This is a genomic window from Streptomyces sp. Da 82-17, assembly GCF_046098215.1.
In the GTDB taxonomy this organism is placed as follows: domain Bacteria; phylum Actinomycetota; class Actinomycetes; order Streptomycetales; family Streptomycetaceae; genus Streptomyces.
In genome coordinates, this window is the sequence record NZ_JBJURH010000002.1 from 367,911 (window position 1) to 385,928 (window position 18,018).

Here is an 18,018-nt window from a genome sequence, read left to right on the forward strand (position 1 = left end):
CGCCCCGGGTCGCCCGGCCCTCCGTCGGGCACCGCCGGAACGCCGTCGGCCGCCTCCGCCCGTCTCGTCTCAGGCCTTCGCCGACTTGAGCGGAACGGCCGGGTCCGCCACGCGTTCCGGGTCGAGCCGCACCCCGGACTCGATCAGCTTCCGGCCCTGCGCCAGGTCCCGTGGCCGGCCGACGGCGAGCAGCCCGACCAGCGCGCCGCCCCGCAGCCAGCACACCGACCAGGCCGGGCTCTGCGGATTCCCGCGCCACACCGTGCTGTCGGCCCCGCCATGATCCCCCGCGTACTGCACGAAGCGGCCGAACTGCTCGGACCAGAAGTAGGGCACCGGGTCGTACGCGGCCGTCTCGCCGCCGATGATGTGCGCCGCGACCGTGCGCGGGCCCTGCAGGGCGTTGTCCCAGTGGTGCACGAGCAGCCTGCGGCCGTAGCGGGCCGAGGGGAAGGAGGCGCAGTCGCCGACCGCGTACACGTCGGGGACCGAGGTGCGCAGGGAGGCGTCGGCGACCACCGCGCCGTCGGGGCCGATCTCGACGCCGGAGCCGGCCAGCCAGGCGGTGGCGGGGCGGGCGCCGATGCCGACGACGACGGCGTCCGCGGGGATCCGGCTGCCGTCGTCGAGGACGACCGCGCCGGGCTCGACGCTCTGCACGCGCGCGTGCGTACGGAGTTCGGCGCCCGCGTCGGCGTACCACTGCGCCATGGGGGCGGCGACCTCGGCGGGCAGGGCGCCGGCGAGCGGACCCTCGCTCGCCTCGACGACGGTGACCGCGCAGCCCGCGTCCCGGGCGGCGGTGGCGAACTCGGCGCCGATCCAACCCGCGCCGACGACCACCACGGAGTGCCGCTCGGCGAGGACCGGGCGGAGCCGTTCCGCGTCGTCGAGGGTGCGCAGCAGGTGCACTCCGGGCACGCCTGCCGCACCGGGCAGCTGAACGGGCTCGGCGCCGGTGGCGACGACGAGGGTGTCGTACGGGATCGGGCCCCGCGCGGCGTCCAGTTCGTGGTCGGCGGGGCGCAGGCCGGTGATCTCCTCGCCGAGCCTGAGCTCGACGCCGAGCGCCTCGAAGTCGACGTCGAAGGCCGAGCCCTCGGCCTTGCCGAGCAGCACCGCCTTGGACAGCGGCGGGCGGTCGTACGGCTGGTGGGGTTCGGCGCCGATCAGCGTGACGGCTCCGGTGAAGCCCTGCTCGCGCAGGGCCACTGCGGTCTGCACACCGGCCATGCCCGCGCCGACGATCACGACGCGGTGCTGTGCCTCGGGGCGCTCGCCCTGCTGCGGTTCGCTCTGCCTCTGCTGCTCGGTCACCCGATCACCTTAAACAACTGACGATCCGTCAGGGGCCGCTCGGGACAAGCTCGCGACGTGACCTGCTGCACACCGGGCCCGCTCCGCCTGCACACCGGCGCCCGCCCCGCGCGTGCAACCGATCCGGCTCCGCGCGTGTGCCCGATCCGCCTCCGCCCCGGTGCCGGATCCACCTCTGCCCGGGTGCCGGGTCCGGCTCCGCGCGTGTGCCCGATCCGCCTCCGCGCGTGCCGTCGGCCCGTCGGCGCCCTTCAGCCGGGTGTGGGCCGCGAGCTAGGGTGGCGGACGTAGACCACTCGCGGGAGCCCGGACGCACCGGGCTGAGAGGGAGGCTCAGCGCCTCCGACCGTACGAACCTGATCCGGGTCATGCCGGCGAAGGGAGGGGCTGGAAGCCCATGCATCCACGCAGTGTGCGACCACGCACGCCCACGTCCGATGTGCTCGTCCTCGGCGGCGGCGTCATCGGCCTGGTCACAGCCTGGCGGGCGGCGCAGCGGGGGCTGCGCACCGCCGTCGTCGACCCCGAGCCCGGCGGCGGCGCCGCGCAGGTCGCCGCGGGCATGCTCGCCGCCGTCACCGAACTCCACTACGGCGAGCAGACCCTGCTCGCCCTCAACCTCGCCTCCGCCGCCCGCTACCCGGACTTCGCCGCCGAGCTGCGCGAGGCCAGCGGCAAGGAACTCGGCTACCGCGCGTGCGGCACCCTCGCCGTCGCCCTCGACGCCGACGACCGGGCGCACCTGCGCGAACTGCACGCCCTGCAGCGGCAGTCGGGGCTGGACTCCGAGTGGCTCTCGGGGCGCGAGTGCCGCCGCCTGGAGCCGATGCTCGCGCCGGGCGTGCGCGGGGGCCTGCGGGTCGACGGCGACCACCAGATCGACCCGCGCCGCCTGGCCGCCGCCCTGGTCACGGCGTGCGAGCGGGCCGGCGTGACGTTCCACCGGCAGTGGGCGCAGCGGCTGACCGTGGCCGGGGAGCGGGCGCGCGGCGCCGTACTCGCCGACGGCACCGCCCTGGAGGCCGACCAGGTGGTGCTCGCGGCGGGCAGCCTCAGCGGGCGGCTCGACGGCGTGCCTCCGGAGGTCGTGCCGCCGGTGCGCCCGGTCAAGGGCCAGGTGCTGCGGCTGACCGTGCCGAAGGCGTACGCCCCGTTCCTGAGCCGGACGGTGCGCGCGGTGGTCCGCGGCGGCGCGGTGTACCTCGTGCCGCGGGTCGACGGCGAGCTGGTCGTCGGCGCCACCACCGAGGACCTCGGCTGGGACACCACGGTCACGGCGGGCGGGGTGTACGAACTGCTGCGGGACGCGCACGAGCTGGTGCCCGGCATCACCGAGCTGCCGCTCACCGAGACCCGCGCGGGCCTGCGCCCCGGCTCCCCCGACAACGCCCCGCTGCTCGGCCCGACCGAGCTGCCCGGCCTGCACCTGGCCACCGGCCACTACCGCAACGGCGTGCTGCTCACCCCGATCACCGGCGACGCCCTGGCGCACGCCCTGACGACCGGCGAACTCCCCGAAGCCGTACGCCCGTTCACGCCGAAGCGCTTCGGCGCCCGTGAGGAGCTGACCGTATGAGCACCGCGACGAACACGACGAGAGTGTCGGTGAACGGCGAGTTCCGTTCCGTTCCGCCCGGGACCACTCTCGACGCCCTGGTGGCGACCGTCAGCTCCGCGCCCTCCGGGGTGGCCGCCGCCGTCAACGAAACCGTCGTCCCGCGCGGTGACTGGTCGCGCACCGCACTGGCCGAAGGGGATCGCGTCGAGATCCTCACCGCCGTCCAAGGAGGCTGAACCATGGCAGACGACCCCCTGGTCATCGGCGGTACGAGCTACACCTCGCGGCTCATCATGGGCACCGGAGGGGCGCCGAGCCTGGACGTCCTGGAGCGGTCCCTCGTGGCGTCCGGGACGGAGCTGACGACGGTCGCGATGCGCCGCGTCGACCCGAACGTGAAGGGCTCCGTGCTGTCCGTCCTGGACCGGCTCGGCATCCAGGTGCTGCCCAACACGGCGGGCTGTTTCACCGCCGGGGAGGCCGTGCTGACCGCGCGCCTGGCCCGGGAGGCGCTCGGCACGGACCTGGTCAAGCTGGAGGTCATCGCGGACGAGCGGACCCTGCTGCCCGACCCGATCGAGACCCTGGAGGCAGCCGAGACCCTGGTCGACGACGGCTTCACGGTGCTGCCGTACACGAACGACGACCCGGTGCTCGCGCGGAAGCTGCAGGACGTGGGGTGCGCGGCGATCATGCCGCTCGGCTCCCCCATCGGCTCGGGCCTAGGCATCCGCAACCCGCACAACTTCCAGCTGATCGTGGAGCACGCGCGCGTGCCGGTGATCCTGGACGCGGGGGCGGGCACGGCGTCGGACGCGGCGCTCGCGATGGAGCTGGGCTGCTCGGCGGTGATGCTGGCCTCGGCCGTCACGCGGGCGCAGGAGCCGGTGCTGATGGCCGAGGGCATGCGGCACGCGGTGGAGGCGGGCCGGCTCGCGTACCGCGCGGGGCGGATTCCGCGTCGGCACTTCGCCGAGGCGTCGTCACCGACGGAGGGAATGGCCCGGCTCGACCCAGAACGTCCCGCTTTCTGACCGCCGGCGAGGTCCGGGCACCGAACGACCGGCATCGAACGACCGGCACCGAACGACCGGCTCCGCCCGGCCGCCGAACCGCCGGCCGCGCAGGCCCCGCCGGCCGCGGGATTCCGCGGGTCACAGCTGTGCTGCAGTCGTGGCCCGGTTTTCCACAGGCCGGTCGGGGCTGTCCGTCCCCACTCGTAGACTCTCCGCGTGGACACGACCCTTCAGGACCCGCTCGTCGGGCAGGTGCTCGACGACCGCTACCGCATCGACGCGCGCGTGGCGGTCGGCGGGATGGCCACGGTCTACCGGGCCGTGGACACCCGCCTCGACCGCGTGCTCGCGCTCAAGGTGATGCACCCGACGCTGGCCGCCGACGCGTCGTTCGTGGAGCGCTTCATCCGCGAGGCCAAGTCGGTCGCGCGCCTCTCCCATCCGAACGTGGTCGGGGTCTACGACCAGGGCGCCGACGGGGCGTACGTCTACCTGGCGATGGAGTACGTGGCGGGCTGCACCCTGCGGGACGTGTTGCGGGAGCGGGGCGCGCTGCAGCCGCGGGCCGCGCTCGACATCCTGGAGCCGGTCCTGGCCGCGCTCGGCGCCGCCCACCGCGCGGGTTTCGTGCACCGCGACATGAAGCCGGAGAACGTCCTGATAGGGGACGACGGCCGGGTGAAGGTCGCCGACTTCGGCCTGGTCCGCGCGGTGGACACGGTCACGAACACCACGGGCGCCGTCCTGGGCACGGTGTCGTACCTCGCGCCGGAGCAGATAGAGAACGGCACGGCGGACCCCCGCGTGGACGTGTACGCCTGCGGCGTCGTGCTGTACGAGATGCTCACCGGCGCCAAGCCGCACACCGGCGACTCCCCCGCGCAGGTCCTCTACCGGCACCTGAACGAGGACGTGCCCCCGCCGTCCGCCGGCGTCCCCGGCCTGCCCTTCGAGCTGGACGAGCTGACCGCCGCGGCCACGGCCCGCACCCCGGACGTACGGCCGCACGACGCGGTGGCGCTGCTCTCGCAGACCCGGCAGGCGCGCGCGGCGCTCAGCGACGAGCAGTTGGACGCGCTGCCGCCGGGCGCGCTGGCGCAGTCGCACGACAACGCGGACGACCGGACGAGCGTGATCCCGCGCGCGGTGGGCGCCGCAGCCCGGCCGCTCCCCGCCGAGCAGCAGCTGCCGGACCCGGCGGCCGAGAGCGCCGAGGACCGTCTGAACCGCACCAGCCGCCTGGAGGTGCCGCCGCCGGTCACGCCCACGCGTGCGTCCGTCGGCGGCCCCGGCAACCGCCGCCGCCCCAGCCGGGCGATGCTCGCGCTGCTCGCCGTGCTGGTCACGCTGGGCGTCGGCGCGGGCGTCTGGTACATCAACGCGGGCCAGTTCACGCGCGTGCCGCCGCTGCTCACCAAGACCGAGTCCGAGGCCCGCAAGGAGCTCAAGGAGGCGGGCCTGGACATCCGCGACGTGGAGCGGAAGTACAGCGCGACGAACAAGCGCGGCACGGTCATGGCCACCGACCCGAAGGCCGGCAGCCAGATCCGCAACAGCGGCAGCGTGACACTGACGATCTCGCTGGGCCCGCGGATCGTCGCGGTCCCCGATCTGAAGAGCACCCCGCTGGAGAAGGCCAAGAACGACCTGCGGGACCGCGGCCTCGACCCGGGCATGGTCACGCGCCAGTTCAGCGACGAGGTCCCGCGCGGCGCCGTGATCAGCACGGACCCCGCGGTCGGTACGAAGGTGAAGCCGGGCGCGGCGATCGCGCTGACCGTCAGCAAGGGCAGCCCGGTCGACGTCCCGGACGTGGTCGGCGAGGCTCTGGACGACGCCCGCGCGGAGCTCCAGGAGGCGGGCCTGAAGGTCGAGATCGAGCCGGAGCGGGTCTTCTCCGAGGAGGACAAGGGCACGATCGCGGTGCAGCGCCCCGGCGAGGGAGCACAGCTCGCGCACGGTGACACGGTCACGCTGAAGGTCTCCAAGGGCCCGGACATGGTCGAGATCCCGGACGTGAGCGGCCTGAGCAAGGACGAGGCCACACAGAAGCTGAAGTCCGCGGGCTTCAAGGTGAACGTCCAGCGCTGGTTCGTCGGCGACACGGTCTGGGACCAGTCGCCCGGCGCCGGCGAGGAGGCCCCGCGCGGCACCGAGGTCACCATCCGGACGCGCTGACGGGTCGGGTAGGTGGTCGTGCCACCCTTGTCGGCGTGAGCAGCAAGAGATCCCGCAACCCCGTCGGCGGCCATGTCCCCGTGGCCGGCGGCCTCGCCACCGTCGGCCTGTCGTACGCCCGTGAGCTGGGCGCCGAGACCGTGCAGGTCTTCGTCGCCAACCCGCGCGGCTGGGCCACCCCGGTCGGCAACCCGAAGCAGGACGAGGAGTTCCGCGCGGCCTGCGCGGAGGAGGACCTGCCGGCGTATGTGCATGCCCCGTACCTGATCAACTTCGGTTCGCACAACGAGGCGACGGCGGAGAAGTCGGTCGAGTCGATGCGGCACTCGCTGCGCCGCGGCCGGGAGATCGGCGCGCTCGGCGTGGTGGTGCACACCGGCTCCGCGACCGGCGGCCGGGACCGCTCGGTCGCGCTCAAGCAGGTACGCGAGACGCTGCTGCCGCTCCTCGACGAGCTGACGCACGACGACGACCCGTTCCTGCTCCTGGAGTCGACCGCGGGGCAGGGCTCCTCGCTGTGCTCCCGCACCTGGGACTTCGGCCCGTACTTCGAGGCCCTGGACGCGCACCCGAAGCTCGGCGTCTGCCTGGACACCTGCCACATCTTCGCCGCCGGGCACGACCTGGCCGGGCCGAGCGGCATGCACCAGACGCTGGACCTGCTGGTGGACACCGTGGGCGAGGGCCGCCTGAAGCTGATCCACGCCAACGACTCCAAGGACGTGGTCGGCGCCCACAAGGACCGGCACGCGAACATCGGCGCCGGCCACATCGGCGAGGACCCGTTCCGCGCCCTGTTCAACCACCCGGCGACCGCCGGCGTACCGCTGGTGATCGAGACGCCGGGCGGCAAGGAGGGGCACGCGGCGGACGTGGCGCGGCTGAAGGAGCTGAGGGACCGGTAGGCTCCGCGCCTCACCGGCACGCGCGCCCCTCCCGGTTGAAGAATACCCCTAGGGGGTATACGGTTCTTGTCAGTGGCAGGAGCCGCTACCTGACTTTGGGGGTCAGCGATGGAGCACGAGACCCACTCGGGACACACGGCGCACGACCACGGCCAGGCAGACCAGGAACACCCCGACCACCGCCGGCACCACGCGCACCACGGCAGCAGCGCCACGTGGGCGACGGCCGCCAAGGCGACGCTGCACTGTCTCACCGGATGCGCCATCGGCGAGGTGCTCGGCATGGTCATCGGCACCGCGCTCGGCTGGGGCACGCTACCGACGATGGTGCTGGCGATCGCCCTGGCCTTCGTCTTCGGCTACTCGCTGACGCTCTGGGCGGTCGTCCGTGCCGGCGTCGGCCTGGCCGCCGCGATCGGGGTGGCGCTGGCCGCGGACACCCTGTCGATCACAGTCATGGAGATCGTCGACAACGGCGTTCTGCTGCTCGTGCCGGGAGCGATGGAGGCGCACCTGTCGGACGCGCTGTTCTGGGGTGCGCTCGCCTTCGCGTTCGCGATCGCTTTCCTGGTGACGACGCCGGTGAACAAGTGGCTGATCGGCCGCGGCAAGGGCCACGCGGTGGTGCACCAGTACCACCACTGAGCACTCCGAGGACCACCGGCCGGACGGCTCGGGGCTGCTACAGCTCCGGGCCGTCGCCCGGTTCCTCCTGGTACGAATAGCGCTGCTCACGCCAGGGGTCGCCGATGTTGTGGTAGCCGCGCTCCTCCCAGAAGCCGCGGCGGTCCGCCGTCATGTACTCGATGCCGCGCACCCACTTCGGGCCCTTCCAGGCGTACAGGTGCGGCACGACGAGGCGGAGCGGGAAGCCGTGTTCGGCGGTGAGCAGTTCACCGTCGCGATGCGTGGCGAAGATGGTCTTCTCGGCCGTGAAGTCACCCAGTCGTAGGTTCGAACTGAATCCGTATTCGGCCCAGACCATGACGTGGGTGACGTCGTCCGCGGGCGGCGCGAGCTCGATCAGGGCGCGGGCGGGCACCCCGCCCCATTCGGCGCCCAGCATCGAGAACTTGGTGACGCAGTGCAGGTCGGCCACGACCGTCGCGTACGGCAGGGCCGCGAACTCCTCGTGCGTCCAGCAGTGCTTTTCCCCGTCGGCGGTGGCGCCGAAGACCCTGAACTCCCAGCGTTCCGGGCGGAACTTGGGCACCGGGCCGTAGTGGGTGACGGGCCAGCCCCGCTGCAGCCGCTGCCCCGGAGGAAGTTCCGACTGCTCCATTTCGCGGCTTTCCGGATGACCCATGCCTCCATGATGACAGCCTCCGAAGGGTGGCCGTGACCAGGCATGCACCTATTCGGGCAACTCCTACTAAGCATGCACTTACTGGACGACTATCGGCGCCGATGCAAGGATGCGGCGCACCTGCCCCCGATACGTACTTGGAAGGAGCCTCTGCGATGCAGGGCGACCCCGAGGTCATCGAGTTCCTCAACGAGCAGCTGACCGCCGAGCTCACGGCCATCAACCAGTACTTCCTGCACGCGAAGATGCAGGAGAACTTCGGCTGGCCCAAGCTCGCGAAGTACACCCGTGCCGAGTCGTTCGACGAGATGAAGCACGCGGAGGTGCTCACCGACCGGATCCTGTTCCTCGACGGGCTGCCGAACTACCAGCGTCTGTTCCATGTGCGGGTGGGGCAGACCGTCACCGAGATGTTCAACGCGGACCGGCAGATCGAGGTCGAGGCGATCGACCGCCTCAAGCGGGGCATCGAGGTCATGCGGGCCAAGGGCGACATCACCTCGGCGAACATCTTCGAGTCGATCCTCGAGGACGAGGAGCACCACATCGACTACCTGGACACGCAGCTGGAGCTGGTGGAGAAGCTGGGCGAGCCGCTCTACATCGCGCAGCTGGTCGAGCAGCCCGACAGCTGAGCCGCGGGCCGGGTGAAGGTCAGGCCGCCTCGTCCAGCGCGACGTCGACGAGCTCGGCGGCTGACGCGAGCGCGGGCTTGCCCTGGTCGACCAGGTCGCGGCGGGGGCAGGAGCCCCGGCCGAGCAGCGCCTGGATCCGGCGTACGCAGGAACCGCAGTCGGTGCCGGCCTTGCAGGCCGAAGCTATCTGGCGGGGGGTGCAGGCACCGTCCTCCGCGTGCTTCTTGACCTGGTCCTCGGTGACACCGAAGCAGTTGCAGACGTACACGCGGTTCACCTCCCCGGTGGGATCGCGACGGGATCGATAGGTGGCGCCATCCCCGATTGATCGGTGAGGCTAACCTAACCTTACCCGCGATGGGGAATACGCAAAAGCAGTGTGGGGCGCAGATCGTGTGATCCGCGCCCCACAGCTGTCTGCAGGCGGCCGACTACTGGTCGCGGTACATCTCCGCCACCAGGAACGCCAGGTCCAGGGACTGGCTGCGGTTCAGGCGCGGGTCGCAGGCCGTCTCGTAGCGCTGGTGCAGGTCGTCGACGAAGATCTCGTCGCCGCCGCCCACGCACTCGGTGACGTCGTCACCGGTGAGCTCGACGTGGATGCCGCCCGGGTGCGTGCCGAGCGCCTTGTGCACCTCGAAGAAGCCCTTGACCTCGTCGAGCACGTCGTCGAAGCGGCGGGTCTTGTGGCCCGAGGCCGCCTCGAAGGTGTTGCCGTGCATCGGGTCGGTCACCCAGGCGACCTGCGCGCCGGAGGCGGTGACCTTCTCGACCAGCTCGGGGAGCTTGTCGCGGATCTTGTCCGCGCCCATCCGGACGATGAAGGTCAGCCGGCCGGGCTCGCGGTCCGGGTCGAGGCGCTCGATGTACTGCAGCGCCTCCTCCGGGGTAGTCGTCGGGCCCAGCTTGATGCCGATCGGGTTGCGGATCTGCGAGGCGAACTCGATGTGCGCGTGGTCCAGCTGCCGGGTGCGCTCACCGATCCAGACCATGTGGCCGGAGGTGTCGTACAGGCGGCCGGTGCGCGAGTCGGTCCGGGTGAGGGCCGACTCGTAGTCGAGGAGCAGCGCCTCGTGGGAGGCGTAGAACTCGACGGTCTTGAACTCCTCCGGGTCGGTGCCGCAGGCCCGCATGAAGTTCAGGGCGTTGTCGATCTCGCGGGCCAGCTGCTCGTACCGCTGGCCGGACGGGGACGACTTCACGAAGTCCTGGTTCCAGGCGTGCACCTGGCGCAGGTCGGCGTAACCGCCGGTGGTGAAGGCGCGGACCAGGTTGAGCGTCGACGCGGAGGCGTTGTACATCCGCTTCAGGCGCTCGGGGTCCGGGACGCGGGCGGCCTCGGTGAAGTCGAAGCCGTTGACGGAGTCGCCGCGGTACGTCGGCAGCGTCACGCCGTCGCGGGTCTCGGTCGGCTTGGAGCGGGGCTTGGAGTACTGGCCGGCGATACGGCCGACCTTGACGACGGGCACGGAGGCCGCGTACGTCAGCACGGCGCCCATCTGGAGCAGGGTCTTGAGCTTGTTCCGGATGTGGTCGGCCGACACGGCGTCGAAGGCCTCGGCGCAGTCGCCGCCCTGGAGCAGGAACGCCTCTCCCTTGGCGACGGACGCAAGGCGGGCGCGCAGCTGGTCACACTCGCCCGCGAAGACGAGCGGCGGATACGACTCGAGGTCCGCGATCACATCGCGCAGAGCCTCGGCATCGGGGTACTCAGGCTGCTGCGCCGCGGGAAGGTCTCGCCAGGTGTTGCCACCGTCAGAGGTGGTCTTAGCGTTCACGGTCACCTCGACAACATTACGGGGTCGGGGCGCGTGCCCAGCCCTCGGCCCACTACGTGAGACGGTCGCCGGACGGCCCCGGTCGGGCCCGCCGGATGGGTTAGGGTGCGGAGCATGTTCGCGCAGACGACCCGTAACTGGTGGTGGACCGCTCATCCGGCGGCCCACTGACTGCGCGTATCCGAGATCGCGAAGGCCGCCCGAGGGGCGGCCTTCAGTGTTTTCAGCGCCGGCCGTTCCCTCCTCTCGTCAGGAAGGAACCACCATGCCGATCAGTCGACTCGTCGACCTCCTCGACTCCGACACCCCCTTCGCCCTGCTGCGCCGCCGCACGCCCGGGCACGACCACGACACGGTCGAGCTGCTCACCGGCCCGGTCCGGGACGTGGAGCGGCTCGCGGACATTCCGGACGGCGAGCTTCCGGTGCTTGCGCTGGTGCCGTTCCGGCAGATCAGGGAGCGCGGTTTCGACGTACGCGACGACGGCACCCCGCTCACCGTCCTGACCGCCGAGGAGTGCCACGCCATCCCGCTGGCGCAGGCCCTCGACGAGCTGCCCGCGCACGAGGTGGGCGTGACGGGCGGGGCGTTCGACGTGGACGACGAGGCGTACGCGGGGATCGTCGAGCGGGTGATCCGGGACGAGATCGGGGCCGGCGAGGGCGCGAACTTCGTGATCCGGCGGAACTTCGAGGGCCGGATCGACGGCTTCTCGCGGGCCGACGCGCTCGCCCTGTTCCGGCGGCTGCTCGCCGGGGAGCGGGGCGCGTACTGGACGTACGTCGTGCACACCGGGAGCCGGACGCTGGTCGGGGCGAGTCCCGAGGTGCATGTGCGGATGAGCGGCGGGACCGTCGTGATGAACCCGATCAGCGGGACCTACCGCTACCCGGCCGAGGGGCCGACCCCGGAGCATCTGCTCGGCTTCCTCGCGGACGGCAAGGAGATCGCCGAGCTGTCGATGGTGGTCGACGAGGAGCTCAAGATGATGTGCACCGTCGGCGACATGGGCGGCGTCGTGGTCGGGCCGCGGCTGAAGGAGATGGCCCATCTCGCGCACACCGAGTACGAGTTGCGGGGCAAGTCGTCGCTCGACGTGCGGGAGGTCCTGAAGGAGACGATGTTCGCGGCGACGGTGACCGGCTCGCCGGTGCAGAACGCCTGCCGGGTCATCGAGCGGTACGAGCCGGGCGGGCGCGGCTACTACGCGGGCGCCCTCGCGCTGATCGGCCGGGACGCGGGCGGCGCCCGGACCCTGGACTCGCCGATCCTGATCCGTACCGCCGACATCGACGCGGACGGCGGCCTGCGGGTGGCGGTCGGCGCGACGCTGGTGCGGGACTCGGACCCGGCGAGCGAGGTCGCCGAGACGCACGCGAAGGCGGCCGGTGTCCTTGCCGCGCTCGGCGTGCGGCCCGGGCGCCCGCGCGCGGAGGGCGTGCGCCCGCGGCTCGCGGACGACGCGCGCGTACGGGAGGCGCTGGACTCGCGGCGGGCCTCGCTCGCCCCGTTCTGGCTGCGGATGCAGGAGCGGTCGGCGGAGCTGTCCGGGCACGCCCTCGTGGTCGACGCCGAGGACACGTTCACGGCGATGCTGGCGCACCTGCTGCGCTCCTCGGGCCTGGAGGTGAGCGTTCGGCGGTACGACGAGCCGGGACTCCGGGAGGCGGCACTCGCGCACCCGGGGCCGGTGGTCCTCGGGCCGGGGCCGGGCGACCCGGCGGACACGGCCGACCCGAAGATGCGGATGCTGCGCGCGCTGACGGCGGACCTGGTGCGGAAGCACACCGGGGGCCTGCTCGGGGTGTGCCTGGGCCATGAACTGCTCGCCGCCGAGCTGGGGTTGGAGATCGGCCGCAAGCAGGTGCCGTACCAGGGGGCGCAGACCCGGATCGAGCTGTTCGGGCGGCCCGAGGTGGTGGGCTTCTACAACAGCTTCGTGGCGCGCTGCGACGACGAGGAGGCGGCCGAGCTCGGCGCGCACCGCGTGGACGTCAGCCGCGACCGGGACACCGGCGAGGTGCACGCGCTGCGCGGGCCCGGTTTCGCCTCGGTGCAGTTCCACCCCGAGTCGGTGCTCACGCTGCGCGGCACCCGGATCGTGGCGGAGCTGCTCGGTCAGTCGGTCCTGGGCGGGGCGGGGACCAGCACGTTCTCGCTGCGGCGGCCCGCGGTGTAGTCGAGGACGTTGTTCACGGTGGTGTCGATGATCTGGCCGACCGCGTCCACCGTGTAGTACGCCTGGTGCGAGGTGACCAGGACGTTCGGGAAGGTCATGAGCCGGGCCAGGGTGTCGTCCTCGACGCCCTGGATCGACTTGTCGAGGAAGAAGAGCCCGGCCTCGGCCTCGTACACGTCGAGGGCGACACCGCAGAAGCGGCCCTGGCGGAGCTCGCCGACCAGGGCCTCGGTGTCGATCAGGGCGCCGCGGCTGGAGTTCACGAGGATCGCCTCGTCCTTCATGGAGCGCAGCGCGACGGCGTCGATGATGTGCCGGGTCTCGGGGAACAGCGGTACGTGCAGGCTGACCAGGTCGGCCTCCGCGAGCAGCTCGTCCTTCGCGACGTACTTCATGCCGAGCTCCAGGCAGGCCGGGTTCTCCGCCACGTCCCAGCCGAGCAGGCGCATGCCGTACCCGTGCGCGATGCGGGTGAAGGCCTCGCCGATCTTGCCGGTGCCGAGGACGCCGACGGTGCGGCCGTGCATGTCGCGGCCCATCAGCCCGTCGAGCCGGAAGTCGAAGTCGCGGGTGCGGTTGGAGGCGCGTACGACCCGGCGGTTGACGGCCATGGCGAGCGTCCAGGCGAACTCGGCGACGGAGTACGGCGAGTAGTACGAGACCCGGGCGACGGTGAAGCCGAGGCGCTCGGCGACCTGCAGGTCGATGTTGTTGAAGCCGGTCGACCGCTGGGCGATCATCTGCGTCCCGCCGGCGGCGAGGGTCTGCAGGACGCGGTTGTTCAAGCTGGCGTTGACGCTGGTGGAGATCACCTCGTACCCGGCGGCGATCGGGGCGGTGTCCTCGTTCAGGAACACGTCGAGGCAGCGGACGTCGTGGTGGCCCGCGAAGGCCTTCTCGATCAGCGGCTTCTCGTCGGCCTGCACGCCGAATGCCAGGATCTCCATGGCGGCGAGTCTATGGACGACGACGGCGGGCGGCACCCGGAGCCGGATGCCGCCCGGCGTGCCCACCGGAGCGTCCGCGCGGTCAGCCGAAGAACACGCCGACCTCGCGGTACAGCTCCGGGTCGACGGTCTTCAGGCGCGCGGTGGCCTCGCCGATCGGGACCCGTACGACGTCCGTGCCGCGCAGCGCGACCATCTTGCCGAAGTCGCCCTCGTGCACCGCGTCGATGGCGTGCAGGCCGAAGCGGGTGGCGAGCCAGCGGTCGAAGGCGCTCGGGGTGCCGCCGCGCTGGACGTGGCCGAGGACGGTGGTGCGGGCCTCCTTGCCGGTGCGCTGCTCGATCTCCTTGGCCAGCCACTCGCCGACGCCGGAGAGCCGGACGTGCCCGAACGAGTCGAGCGAGCCGTCCTTGAGTACCATCTCGCCGTCCTTCGGCATGGCCCCTTCGGCGACGACCACGATCGGCGCGTACGAGGCGCGGAAGCGGGAGGTCACCCAGGCGCAGACCTGCTCGACGTCGAAGCGCTGCTCCGGGATGAGGATGACGTTGGCCCCGCCGGCGAGGCCGGAGTGCAGGGCGATCCAGCCGGCGTGCCGGCCCATGACCTCGACGACGAGGACCCGCATGTGCGACTCGGCGGTGGTGTGCAGCCGGTCGATGGCCTCGGTGGCGATGCCGACGGCGGTGTCGAAGCCGAAGGTGTAGTCGGTGGCCGACAGGTCGTTGTCGATGGTCTTGGGCACGCCCACGCAGGGGATGCCGAACTCGTCGGAGAGCCGCGCGGCGACGCCGAGGGTGTCCTCACCGCCGATCGCGATGAGCGCCTCCACCTCGTTCTTGGCGAGGTTCTCCTTGATCCTGCGGACCCCGTTCTCCGCCTTGAACGGGTTGGTGCGCGAGGAGCCGAGGATGGTGCCGCCGCGCGGCAGGATTCCGCGTACGGCCGGGATGTCGAGCTGGACGGTGTCCCCTTCGAGCGGCCCGCGCCAGCCGTCCCGGAACCCGACGAACCGGTACGCGTACTCCTGCACGCCCTTGCGGACGATGCCGCGGATGACGGCGTTGAGCCCGGGGCAGTCGCCGCCGCCGGTCAGTACTCCGATCTTCTTGGCGCCCATAGGAATGCGTCCCTTCGCCTCGGTGAGCCGGAAGTGAGCCTGCTGCGGGTCACGCTAATGGTGATCCAGGTCACTCCGGGACGGCGCGAAGGGTCAATTCCGGTGCGCGGAAAGGGAGTTGATCGCCGTCCGTTCACCCCAAAGGAGGGCCGGGCGGCGCGGGCCTGACGGCTCGGCGCGCAGGCCCGCCGGGTCACTCCTCGTCGAGGCCGCGCTCTATCGCGTACCGCACCAGCTCCACGCGGTTGTGCAGCTGGAGCTTGCCGAGGGTGTTCTGCACATGGTTCTGGACCGTGCGGTGCGAGATGACCAGGCGCTCGGCGATCTGCTTGTAGCTCAGGCCCTTGGCGACGAGGCGGAGGACCTCCGTCTCGCGGTCGGTGAGCTGCGGGGCCTTCGGCTCGTCCGGCTCGGTGGGGACGGGCTCGGAGGCCAGCCTGCGGTACTCCCCCAGGACCAGGCCGGCGAGGCCCGGCGTGAACACCGGGTCGCCGACGGCGGTGCGGCGGACGGCGTCCAACAGCTCTTCCGTGGACGCCGACTTCAGGAGATAGCCCGTCGCACCCGACTTGACCGCCTCCAGGACGTCCGCGTGCTCGCCGCTCGCCGAGAGGACCAGGACGCGCAGCTTCGGGTCCGAGCCGACCAGCTCCTTGCAGACCTGCACGCCGGGCTTGGCGGGCAGGTTGAGGTCGAGCACCAGGACGTCGGGCGCTACGGCCTTGGCGCGGCGGACCGCCTGCTCGCCGTCCCCCGCCGTCGCCACCACGTCCAGGCCGGCCTCGGTCAGGTCGCGGGCGACCGCGTCCCGCCACATCGGGTGGTCGTCGACGACCATCACCCGGATCGGGGCCGCGCCGCCCTGGCCCGCCTGCTCTCCGCTCACGTTCACGTCACCCTGCCGCGTCTGCTCTTCGCTCACGTCAACTCGCCTTCCCCCGTGGGACCTTCAGCTCTACTTCCGTGCCCTGCCCCGGTACCGAGATCAGCTCGGCGGTGCCCCCGATGTCCCGGAGGCGGCCGCGGATGGACAGGGCGACGCCGAGCCGCCCCTCCCCCTCGGCCTGCGCCAGCCTGCCCTCCGGGATGCCGGGGCCGTCGTCCCGGACCGTGACGATCACCTCGTCCGGCCAGTCCTCGACCAGGATCCAGGCCTGGGCGTCCGTACCCGCATGGCGTTTCACATTGTCCAGGGCGGCACTGACAGCGGCGGCCAGCTCACGTGCCGCGGCCGGGGCGAGCAGGACCGGGGCGCCCGGTTCGGAGAGGGTGACGCGGGAGCCGGCGAACGGCGCGAGCAGCGTCCGCAGATCACGCGGGCCGGTGTCCTCGGGACCGTCCGGCTCGTCCACCTCGCGGACCACGGCGCCCTGCGAGACGTCCTCGGAGGCGTGCGACGCGGGGGTGAGTCCGCCGGCGACGAGGGTGCGCAGGGCGACCTCCTGCTCGCCCGCAAGCCGGCCGAGCTCCGCTGCCTCGCCGCCGATGGCCGTGCCGCGCCGCTGCACCATCGCGAGGACCTGCAGCACGCTGTCGTGGATGTCGCGGGCGAGGCGCTCCCGCTCGCGGGTGGCCGCCTCGATCTCCAGGGCGCGGGCGAGGGTGCGCTCGGAGGCGCGGGCCACCTCCACCACGTAGCCGATCGCTATGGAGGCGACCCACACGAGCAGGACGTTGTGCACGGTGTCCCGGCTGGGGGTCTCGCGCTGCACGATGTTCGCGACGGCCACCAGGGACGAGGCGAACGCGGCCCAGCGCCAGCCGCCCTTGAGGGCGAAGGCGAGGACGGCGCCGGCGGTCCAGATCGTCGGCAGCGTCGGCCCGTCGCCGTGGTTCGGGTCGGCCACGGAGGTGAGCAGGATGCCGACGAGGGCGAGCGTCAGGTCGACGCCGAGGAACCGCTTCGTGCAGGCCTGCGCGCTCGACACGCACGGCAGCGTCGCCACGGTCCACACGAGGAGTACGGCGAGATAGCCGACGCCGACGAACGGGCGCTGGTAGTCGGCCCACTGGTGCACGAACGTCGCGATCGCGTAGAGCGCGGTGAGCACGCGGTACCCGGACACCGCACGCCACAGCGGCAGTTCCACGGACATCCGCATGACGCGTTCCCGCTTGGCCATGAATCCCCCCACGGTCCGGCCCGGCCCGGCGGCCGGCGCTCCGGCGGCCTCCCGGAGGCTACGCCTTCCCGGTCCTGTCCTGCTCGGCCTGCCCGGCCTTCTTCATCGCCTCGGCCTTCTTGGCTTCCGCCTTCTTCGCCTCTTCGGCCTTCTTCGCCTCTTCGGCGATCTGGCGCTTGGCGGCGGTCGCGTAGATGTCGACGTACTCCTGGCCGGAGAGCTTCATGATCTCGTACATCACCTCGTCGGTGACCGAGCGGAGGATGAAGCGGTCGCCCTCCATGCCCTGGTAGCGGCTGAAGTCGAGGGGCTTGCCGATGCGGATGCCGGGGCGCATCAGCTTGGGCACGACCTTGCCGGGCGGCTGGATCTTCTCCGTGTCGATCATCGCGACCGGGATCACCGGGGCGCCGGTGGCGAGCGCCACGCGCGCGAGGCCGCCGGGCTTGCCGCGGTAGAGGCGGCCGTCCGGGGAGCGGGTGCCCTCCGGGTAGATGCCGAACAGCTCGCCGCGCTCCAGGACCTCGATGCCGCTCTTGATGGCGGCCTCGCCCGCGCCGCGCGCACCGGAGCGGTCCACGGGCAGCTGGCCGACGCCCTTGAAGAACGCCGCCGTCAGCCGGCCCTTCACTCCGGGTGACGTGAAGTACTCCGCCTTGGCGATGAAGGTGACCTTCCGGTCGAGCACCGCGGGCAGGAAGAAGGAGTCTGAGAACGACAGATGGTTGCTCGCGAGGATCGCGGGGCCGTCGGCCGGAACGTTCTCCAGCCCCTCGACCCAGGGCCGGAACACAGTCTTCAGACTGCCGCCGACGGTCAGCTTCATAACGCCGTAGATCAACGCGTACGCCTTTCTCATCTGTCGCACCGACCTTAACCCGAGCCCCGCCTGCGCTCCTTCCGGGACGACCCTGGTCGGTGTCGGTCCGGTCGCGTACGGTGAACGCAACCCCCGT

Annotated in this window: 18 protein-coding genes and 1 riboswitch; of the genes, 9 read left to right on the forward strand and 9 right to left on the reverse strand. The window is 71.9% G+C overall.

Features of this window, described 5'->3' with window-relative positions; translation table 11 throughout:
* Nucleotides 1-69: 69 nt before the first annotated feature.
* Complete coding sequence (locus ACIDOF_RS04605) at nucleotides 70-1,233, reverse strand: NAD(P)/FAD-dependent oxidoreductase (protein WP_409004496.1); 1,164 nt, start codon at nucleotides 1,231-1,233, stop codon at nucleotides 70-72.
* A 372-nt stretch (nucleotides 1,234-1,605) separates the two neighbouring features.
* A riboswitch (TPP riboswitch) is annotated at nucleotides 1,606-1,717 on the forward strand.
* Here ACIDOF_RS04605 and thiO point away from each other — a divergent pair.
* The 6 genes from thiO (at nucleotide 1,715) to ACIDOF_RS04635 (ending at nucleotide 7,619) form a co-directional block, all read left to right on the forward strand.
* Nucleotides 1,715-2,893: a glycine oxidase ThiO gene (gene thiO / locus ACIDOF_RS04610; protein ID WP_409004335.1), complete on the forward strand. Its 1,179-nt coding sequence runs from the start codon at nucleotides 1,715-1,717 to the stop codon at nucleotides 2,891-2,893. It overlaps the preceding riboswitch by 3 nt.
* A complete protein-coding gene (thiS, locus tag ACIDOF_RS04615) occupies nucleotides 2,890-3,111 on the forward strand; it encodes a sulfur carrier protein ThiS (protein WP_409004336.1) in 222 nt (73 codons plus the stop codon). Before thiO ends, thiS begins: the two co-directional genes overlap by 4 nt.
* 3 nt (nucleotides 3,112-3,114) lie before the next feature.
* On the forward strand, nucleotides 3,115-3,909 hold the full coding sequence (locus ACIDOF_RS04620) for a thiazole synthase (protein ID WP_409004337.1): 795 nt from the start codon (nucleotides 3,115-3,117) through the stop codon (nucleotides 3,907-3,909).
* A gap of 198 nt (nucleotides 3,910-4,107) precedes the next feature.
* Nucleotides 4,108-6,069 (forward strand): Stk1 family PASTA domain-containing Ser/Thr kinase, encoded by a 1,962-nt coding sequence (pknB, locus tag ACIDOF_RS04625; RefSeq protein ID WP_409004338.1) that lies wholly within the window; start codon nucleotides 4,108-4,110, stop codon nucleotides 6,067-6,069.
* A gap of 35 nt (nucleotides 6,070-6,104) precedes the next feature.
* Entirely contained in the window at nucleotides 6,105-6,974 is an 870-nt protein-coding gene (locus ACIDOF_RS04630; RefSeq protein WP_409004339.1) for a deoxyribonuclease IV, read from the forward strand.
* A gap of 108 nt (nucleotides 6,975-7,082) precedes the next feature.
* Nucleotides 7,083-7,619 carry a DUF4396 domain-containing protein gene (locus ACIDOF_RS04635; protein WP_409004340.1) on the forward strand — a complete coding sequence of 179 codons (537 nt, stop codon included), beginning with the start codon at nucleotides 7,083-7,085 and terminating at the stop codon, nucleotides 7,617-7,619.
* A 37-nt stretch (nucleotides 7,620-7,656) separates the two neighbouring features.
* On the opposite strand, the gene ACIDOF_RS04640 is transcribed toward ACIDOF_RS04635, so the two are convergent.
* Entirely contained in the window at nucleotides 7,657-8,280 is a 624-nt protein-coding gene (locus ACIDOF_RS04640) for a sulfite oxidase-like oxidoreductase (RefSeq protein WP_409004341.1), read from the reverse strand.
* Nucleotides 8,281-8,435: 155 nt separating this feature from the next.
* On the opposite strand from ACIDOF_RS04640, the gene bfr reads away from it, so the two are divergent.
* The gene (gene bfr, locus ACIDOF_RS04645) at nucleotides 8,436-8,915 is read left to right on the forward strand and encodes a bacterioferritin (protein WP_409004342.1); all 480 of its coding nucleotides are present in this window, start codon (nucleotides 8,436-8,438) and stop codon (nucleotides 8,913-8,915) included.
* Between the two features lie 19 nt (nucleotides 8,916-8,934).
* On the opposite strand, the gene ACIDOF_RS04650 is transcribed toward bfr, so the two are convergent.
* Nucleotides 8,935-9,192 carry a bacterioferritin-associated ferredoxin gene (locus tag ACIDOF_RS04650; RefSeq protein WP_409004343.1) on the reverse strand — a complete coding sequence of 86 codons (258 nt, stop codon included), beginning with the start codon at nucleotides 9,190-9,192 and terminating at the stop codon, nucleotides 8,935-8,937.
* A gap of 154 nt (nucleotides 9,193-9,346) precedes the next feature.
* Entirely contained in the window at nucleotides 9,347-10,699 is a 1,353-nt protein-coding gene (locus tag ACIDOF_RS04655; RefSeq protein WP_409004345.1) for a class II 3-deoxy-7-phosphoheptulonate synthase, read from the reverse strand.
* A 108-nt stretch (nucleotides 10,700-10,807) separates the two neighbouring features.
* Between ACIDOF_RS04655 and ACIDOF_RS04660 the strand changes: the two genes are divergently transcribed.
* Together ACIDOF_RS04660 and ACIDOF_RS04665 are read left to right on the forward strand one after the other, a co-directional pair.
* Nucleotides 10,808-10,864 (forward strand): trp operon leader peptide, encoded by a 57-nt coding sequence (locus ACIDOF_RS04660; RefSeq protein WP_093653364.1) that lies wholly within the window; start codon nucleotides 10,808-10,810, stop codon nucleotides 10,862-10,864.
* A 94-nt stretch (nucleotides 10,865-10,958) separates the two neighbouring features.
* Nucleotides 10,959-12,872, forward strand: a complete 1,914-nt coding sequence (locus tag ACIDOF_RS04665) for an anthranilate synthase family protein (RefSeq protein ID WP_409004346.1) — start codon at nucleotides 10,959-10,961, stop codon at nucleotides 12,870-12,872.
* Here ACIDOF_RS04665 and ACIDOF_RS04670 read toward each other — a convergent pair.
* The 5 genes from ACIDOF_RS04670 to ACIDOF_RS04690 all read right to left on the reverse strand — a co-directional run bounded on the left by ACIDOF_RS04670 (nucleotide 12,812) and on the right by ACIDOF_RS04690 (nucleotide 17,903).
* A complete protein-coding gene (locus ACIDOF_RS04670) occupies nucleotides 12,812-13,819 on the reverse strand; it encodes a 2-hydroxyacid dehydrogenase (protein ID WP_409004347.1) in 1,008 nt (335 codons plus the stop codon). The two genes, ACIDOF_RS04665 and ACIDOF_RS04670, sit on opposite strands and share 61 nt — an antisense overlap.
* 82 nt (nucleotides 13,820-13,901) lie before the next feature.
* Nucleotides 13,902-14,939, reverse strand: coding sequence for a 6-phosphofructokinase (locus tag ACIDOF_RS04675; protein ID WP_409004348.1), 1,038 nt, complete (start codon nucleotides 14,937-14,939; stop codon nucleotides 13,902-13,904).
* A 193-nt stretch (nucleotides 14,940-15,132) separates the two neighbouring features.
* Nucleotides 15,133-15,777, reverse strand: a complete 645-nt coding sequence (locus ACIDOF_RS04680; RefSeq protein ID WP_409004497.1) for a response regulator — start codon at nucleotides 15,775-15,777, stop codon at nucleotides 15,133-15,135.
* An 85-nt stretch (nucleotides 15,778-15,862) separates the two neighbouring features.
* Nucleotides 15,863-17,062, reverse strand: a complete 1,200-nt coding sequence (macS, locus tag ACIDOF_RS04685; protein WP_409004349.1) for a MacS family sensor histidine kinase — start codon at nucleotides 17,060-17,062, stop codon at nucleotides 15,863-15,865.
* A gap of 58 nt (nucleotides 17,063-17,120) precedes the next feature.
* Nucleotides 17,121-17,903, reverse strand: a complete 783-nt coding sequence (locus tag ACIDOF_RS04690; protein ID WP_409004499.1) for a lysophospholipid acyltransferase family protein — start codon at nucleotides 17,901-17,903, stop codon at nucleotides 17,121-17,123.
* Nucleotides 17,904-18,018: the final 115 nt, after the last annotated feature.

Bases quoted from the DNA above. Each gene is read 5' to 3' on its own strand.
- ACIDOF_RS04605 (WP_409004496.1), bottom strand. From the start codon at position 1,233: ATGGCCGGTGTGCAGACCGCAGTGGCCCTGCGCGAGCAGGGCTTCACC.
- thiO (WP_409004335.1), top strand. From the start codon at position 1,715: ATGCATCCACGCAGTGTGCGACCACGCACGCCCACGTCCGATGTGCTC.
- thiS (WP_409004336.1), top strand. From the start codon at position 2,890: ATGAGCACCGCGACGAACACGACGAGAGTGTCGGTGAACGGCGAGTTC.
- ACIDOF_RS04620 (WP_409004337.1), top strand. From the start codon at position 3,115: ATGGCAGACGACCCCCTGGTCATCGGCGGTACGAGCTACACCTCGCGG.
- ACIDOF_RS04635 (WP_409004340.1), top strand. From the start codon at position 7,083: ATGGAGCACGAGACCCACTCGGGACACACGGCGCACGACCACGGCCAG.
- ACIDOF_RS04640 (WP_409004341.1), bottom strand. From the start codon at position 8,280: ATGGGTCATCCGGAAAGCCGCGAAATGGAGCAGTCGGAACTTCCTCCG.
- bfr (WP_409004342.1), top strand. From the start codon at position 8,436: ATGCAGGGCGACCCCGAGGTCATCGAGTTCCTCAACGAGCAGCTGACC.
- ACIDOF_RS04665 (WP_409004346.1), top strand. From the start codon at position 10,959: ATGCCGATCAGTCGACTCGTCGACCTCCTCGACTCCGACACCCCCTTC.
- ACIDOF_RS04670 (WP_409004347.1), bottom strand. From the start codon at position 13,819: ATGGAGATCCTGGCATTCGGCGTGCAGGCCGACGAGAAGCCGCTGATC.
- ACIDOF_RS04675 (WP_409004348.1), bottom strand. From the start codon at position 14,939: ATGGGCGCCAAGAAGATCGGAGTACTGACCGGCGGCGGCGACTGCCCC.
- ACIDOF_RS04680 (WP_409004497.1), bottom strand. From the start codon at position 15,777: ATGGTCGTCGACGACCACCCGATGTGGCGGGACGCGGTCGCCCGCGAC.
- macS (WP_409004349.1), bottom strand. From the start codon at position 17,062: ATGGCCAAGCGGGAACGCGTCATGCGGATGTCCGTGGAACTGCCGCTG.